Genomic DNA, 5329 nt, shown 5'->3' with positions numbered 1-5329 from the left:
CCACTACAGCATCGCCCGCAGCGCCGCGCTGCTCATGGACGTCTACGCGGCGGCCCACTCCTCCTCCCCGTCACCTCACGGAGCCAGTTCCTCATGACCGAGAATTCCCCCGGCCCGAGCCCCTCCCGCGCCCTCACCCGCGCGAGGTCGCTGCCGGCCTGGTCCCTGCTCGCGGCCGGCGTCCTCGCCGGCGGTCTGCTCGGCGGCACGTACGGCCTGGTCAAGACGCCGACGTACACGGCCACCAGCTATGTCGTGGCCGTGCCGACCGAGCGGTCCGACTCCGCGACCGCGCTGGGCTTCGCGCAGGCCTACGGCAGGGTCGCCCCGCAGCTCGCGGTGCTCGGGGACGCGCAGGTGTGGGCGGGCGTGCCGGTGAAGACGCTCCGGTCGAGCGTGCGGACGGCGACCTCGCCGGACGCGCCGATGGTCGCGATCACGGCGACCTCCTCGCGCCCGGACCTCGCCGCCGACATGGCCAACGCCGTCTCGCGCGCGCTGACCCGGCACGCGAACGACTCCCAGGCCGACACCCATGTGGAGCTGCGGCAGTTCGCCCGTGCCACCCGTCCCGACGGGCCGTCCTCGGCGTCCCCCGCGCTCACGGGTCTGGTGGGCGCGAGCGCGGGCGGCCTGCTCGGCGGGCTGGTGCTGCTGGTCCGGCCCCGGCGGACCACCGGTGACCCGGCGCGGCCGCCGTCCGTACCGGGTCCGGCCACCGCCGCCGACGTCCACGGACAGCTGTGAAGTACTCCGTGGAACTCGTCACCGACGACACCGAGTTCGCCGAACTGGGCCCGGACTGGGGCCAGTTGTACGCGAGGTGCGCGGCGGCGACCCCCTTCCAGAGCCACGCCTGGCTGCACTCGTGGTGGCTGTCCTACGGCAGCCGCGGCCGACTGCGTCTGCTGCTGGTCCGCGACGGCGGCGAACTCGTCGCCGCCGCGCCCCTGATGCGGGTACGGCGTCCGGTGCCGACGCTCGTGCCGCTCGGCGGGGCGATCTCCGACTACGGGGACGTGCTGCTGGACGACGAGCGCGGCGAGGAGGCGGTGGCCGCCCTCACCGAGGGGCTCGCCGCGGCGGCCCGCACCGCGCTGATCGACTTCCGCGAGGTACGGCCCGGGGGCGCGGCCGAGCGGATCTACGAGTGCTGGCGGGGCCCGCGGCGCCGGGTGAGCGACTCCCTGTGCCTGGAGCTGCCCGCCGTACCGATGGACGAACTGGTCGCCCGGCTGCCCTCGGCGAAGGCCCAGCGGGTGCGGGCCAAGCTGCGCAAGCTGACCGCGCTCGGCGTCGAGCGTCAGGTGGTCGGTCCGGAGGAGGTCGACGCGGCGCTGCGGCGGCTGCTGGAGCTGCACCGGTTGCAGTGGCAGGGGCGGAAGGTGACGTCGGAGCATCTGCGCAGCCGGTTCTGCGACCACCTGGTGCGTTCGGTCGGGCCGATGGTGCGTTCGGGGGACGCCGTGGTCACCGAGTTCCGCCTGGGCGAGGACGTGGTGGCCGTGGACCTGACCCTGCTGTCGCGACGGCTGGCGGGCGGTTATCTGTACGGCGCCCATCCGCGGCTGCGGGAGAACAAGGCGGACGTGGCGGTGATGCTGCTCGACGCGTGCGCCGAGCACACCCGCACCGGCGGGCGCGGCACGCTGAGCCTGCTGCGCGGCAACGAGCCCTACAAGCATCACTGGCGTCCCGAACCGGTCGTCAACCAGAGGCTGTTGCTGGCCCGGCGGCGCACCGCCCCGCTGCTGTCGGCGACGCTGTGCGACGTGGCCGCCCGACGGCGGGGCAAGGAGCTGGTGCGACGGTGGAGGGAGCGCGGTGGCGACGGGCCGTGACCGACCCGCCGCCACCGGGGGTTCACCGGCTGCGCGACCACCAGTCGAAGCGCAGGCACAGCTTCCCGCCGAGCCAGTACTCGACCCAGTCGCCCAGTTGCAGCGGCGAGCAGTTGGCCGGGGGCTTGGCCGGTGCGGTCGGAGTGGCCGGTGCGGTGGGTGTCGTCGGTGTCGTCGGTGTCGTCGGAGTGGTGTCCCCGCCGGGCTCGGTCGGCTGCGGGGTCGGGGTCGGGTCGGTGCGGCCGAAGAGCGCGGCCCGGTAGACCTGCGAGGACCTGGGGTTGTCGGCACACTGCCAGACGCCGTGCGGGCAGTAGTCCGTCAGCGTGTTGTACAGCGGCTTGTGCGTGTCCATCCACGCGAGCATGCTCCGCATGTACACGGAATTGTCACCGTTGCGGAAGAGGCCCCATTCCGGATAGGAGATGGGCTTTCCGTGCGCCTTGGCGAAGTCCACCTGGGCCTGGAGGCCGTACGGCTCCTTCACCTGCTGCTCGAAGGACAGTCCGCTCGGCTGGTCGTACGAATCCATTCCGACGATGTCGACCGTGTCGTCCCCGGGGTAGCACTGCGTCCAGGGAACGGCGTCCCGGCCGCGGCTCGGAGCGAAGTCGAAGCGGAATTTCTGGCCCGGCACCGAGCGCATCGTGGTGACGATCCTCTTCCAGTACGCCTTCCACGCCTCCGGGTCGGGCCCGCAGCGGTGGGTGTACGTGGTGCCGTTCATCTCCCAGCCGAGGACGAGGACCGTGTCCGGCACCTTCAGCTCCACCAGCCGCTCGGCGAGGACGCGGAAGTGGCGGTCGAACTCGCCGGCGGCACCCCGGCGCAGCAGCTGCCGTACCTCGGAGTCCGGGACGTTCTCCTCGTTGCGCTCCATCATGGGCACGTTGAGGACGAGCATCCGGTCGGCCTGCCGGGTCCGCCAGTCCGCCCACACGTCGAGGAAGCCGTACCGGGCCTCGATGTTGGTCCAGCGGTCGCCGGGCAGATAGGTGTGTCCGACGCGCAGTTCGGCACCGCCCAGCCAGTGACTGAGCTCGGCGATGCGGGCCACGCCGCGGGGGCCGTAGTCGAGGTAGGCGCCGAACGCGGGGTTGCTCGTCGCCGGTGGTACCGGCGGGGCGGGCGTGGGTGTCGGAGCGGGCGGATCGGCGACCCGCGCCGTCCCCGCGGCGAAACCGGGTCCCGACGCCAGGACGACCGACGCGGCAACCGCCGCCAGGGTGACCGCCAGTCGTCGGGAACGGGCCCCTCGCTGCTGTGAGGACATGCCTGCTCCTTTCTCTCCGATAACTGACACTCAGTCACATCAATAGGACCAACGCCACCGCGGTTACGGCTTTCGAGTGCACCGATCGCCCGCCCGAGTGAAACCACCCGAAGGAAATGCCCGTGTCGCTGCTCGACACCCGTGTCCCCGCCGTCCTGCTGCGGATCGACCGGAACCCCTTTCACCACGGAACACTGGGGGCCGTACGCTCACTCGGCAGGGCGGGAGTCCAGGTCCATCTGGTCGCGGACGCCACCGGAAGTCCCGTACGGGCATCCCGTTTCGTCCACCGGATCCACCCCCCGCCGCAACCCGGCGCCTCCCTCGGTGACATCGCTGTCGCGCTGCGCCGGATCGCGACCGGCGTCGCCCGTCCGGCCGTACTGATCCCGATGGACGACGCGAGCGGCATCGCGGTGGGCCGGCTGCGCGAGGAACTGGCCCCCGCGTATCTGCTGCCCCAGCAGCCGGGCACGCTGCCCGAACGCGTGGCCGACAAGGCGGAGCTGGCCGAGGTGTGCGCGGCGGCGGGCGTGCCCCATCCCGAGACGGTCGTCCCGGAGAGCGCGGACCAGGCCGTGAGCGCCGTGCGGGCACTGGGTCTCCCGGTGATCGCCAAGTGGAGCAGGCCCTGGCTCCTGCCCTCGGGGACCGGACTGCGCAGCACCGTCGTGATCCGCTCGGCGCAGGAGGCGCGGGAGCTGTATCTGCGCAGCGGGGAGGCCGGGAGCCGATTGCTGCTGCAGGCCTTCCTGCCGCCGGGCCCCGACCGGGACTGGTTCTTCCACGGGTACGCCGGCCGGTCCGGGACCGTGTGCGGCGGCGGACCCGGCGTCAAGACCCTGGCCTGGCCGCGCGGTGCCGGGCTGACGGCGGTCGGCCGCTGGGCGCCCAACCCGCAGGTGCAGTTGCTCGCCGAGCGGCTGGCGTGCGAACTGGGCTACCGCGGCATCTTCGACCTCGACTTCCGCCGCTGCGGCACGACGGGCCGCTACCACCTGCTCGACTTCAACCCGCGCCCCGGAGCGCAGTTCCGGCTCTTCACCGACACCGCCGGGCTGGACGTCGTACGAGCCCTGCACCTCGATCTGACCCACCGTCCGCTGCCGGACGGGTCGCCGCTGCCGGGGCGGGAGTTCGTGGTGGAGAACTACGCCCCGCTCACCGCGCTGCGGCCGGCCCCTCCCGCCGGCCGCGAACTGGCCTGGCACGCGCGGGACGACCGGGGACCCGGGCAGGCCATGTGGTCCCTGTGGACGCGCCACGTCCGGCGGCGCCTGCTGGCTCGCGCCACCGCCACCGCCCTGTCCACCGGGTCGCCCCGCGCCCTGCCCCGAGACCTCTCCCCCGACCTGTCCGGAAACGTCTCCAAGAACGTCTCCGACGACGTCTGCGACGAGAAAGCGAGCAGTTGCTGATGTACGACCTGCTGGTGGTCGGTGCCGGGCCCTACGGCCTGTCCATCGCCTCCCACGCCGCGGCCGCGGGACTGCGGCTGCGCGTCTTCGGCCGGCCCATGGCGTCCTGGCGCGACCACATGCCCCGGGGCATGTTCCTCAAGTCGGAGCCCTGGGCCTCCAACCTCTCCGATCCGGACGGCCGCCTGCGGCTGGAGCGCTACTGCGCCGCCCGGCACGGGGAACCGATCCCGGTGGAGACCTTCGCCGAGTACGGCCTGTGGTTCGCCCGCAACTGCGTCCCCGAGGTCGACGAACGCACGGTCACCCGGGTCTCCCCCTGCCCCGGCGGATTCGAGGCGGTCACGGACGACGGACAGGCCGTGCACGCCCGTACGGTCGCCCTGGCGGTCGGCGTGATCCCCTTCGTCGAGATCCCGCCGGCCCTGCGCGGCCTGCCCGGGTCCCTCGTCTCGCACAGCAGCCACCACCACGACCTCTCCCGCTTCCGCGGCCGGGACGTGACGGTCGTCGGGGGCGGCCAGGCGGCGCTGGAGACGGCGGCGCTCCTCGCCGAACAGGGCACACGGGTAAGGGTGTTGGTGCGCGCCGACCAGCTGTCGTGGAACGACGTGCCACCGCCCTGGGAGCGCCCCTGGTGGCAGTCGGCCCGCGCCCCGCACAGCGGCCTGGGCTGCGGCTGGCGCAACTGGTTCTACGCCGAACGCCCCGGCCTCTTCCACCGCCTCCCGGAACCGACCCGCACCCGCGTCACCGCGACAGCACTCGGCCCGGCGGGCGCGTGGTGGGTCCGGGAC

General features: G+C 73.1%; 5 protein-coding genes. 4 read left to right on the top strand and 1 reads right to left on the bottom strand.

All coding sequences use genetic code 11. The features are described from left to right. Window positions 1-93 precede the first annotated feature (93 nt). Together EHS43_RS36415 and EHS43_RS36410 are read left to right on the top strand one after the other, a co-directional pair. The gene (locus EHS43_RS36415; RefSeq protein WP_125194878.1) at window positions 94-747 is read left to right on the top strand and encodes a lipopolysaccharide biosynthesis protein; all 654 of its coding nucleotides are present in this window, start codon (window positions 94-96) and stop codon (window positions 745-747) included. Further along, window positions 744-1841 (top strand): GNAT family N-acetyltransferase, encoded by a 1098-nt coding sequence (locus EHS43_RS36410; protein WP_125194877.1) that lies wholly within the window; start codon window positions 744-746, stop codon window positions 1839-1841. Before EHS43_RS36415 ends, EHS43_RS36410 begins: the two co-directional genes overlap by 4 nt. Window positions 1842-1863: 22 nt before the next feature. Here EHS43_RS36410 and EHS43_RS36405 read toward each other — a convergent pair whose 3' ends face one another. Continuing rightward, window positions 1864-3114: a glycoside hydrolase family 26 protein gene (locus EHS43_RS36405; RefSeq protein WP_125194876.1), complete on the bottom strand. Its 1251-nt coding sequence runs from the start codon at window positions 3112-3114 to the stop codon at window positions 1864-1866. 122 nt (window positions 3115-3236) lie between these two features. On the opposite strand from EHS43_RS36405, the gene EHS43_RS36400 reads away from it, so the two are divergent. Both EHS43_RS36400 and EHS43_RS36395 read left to right on the top strand, forming a co-directional pair. After that, complete coding sequence (locus EHS43_RS36400) at window positions 3237-4532, top strand: ATP-grasp domain-containing protein (protein WP_125194875.1); 1296 nt, start codon at window positions 3237-3239, stop codon at window positions 4530-4532. Then, the coding region (locus EHS43_RS36395; RefSeq protein WP_148104176.1) for an NAD(P)-binding domain-containing protein at window positions 4532-5329 on the top strand (798 nt) is incomplete at its 3' end. The genes EHS43_RS36400 and EHS43_RS36395, both read left to right, overlap by 1 nt.

It is taken from the genome of Streptomyces sp. RP5T (assembly GCF_003933965.1).
In the GTDB taxonomy this organism is placed as follows: domain Bacteria; phylum Actinomycetota; class Actinomycetes; order Streptomycetales; family Streptomycetaceae; genus Streptomyces.
This window is presented reverse-complemented; position numbering and strand designations above follow the sequence as displayed.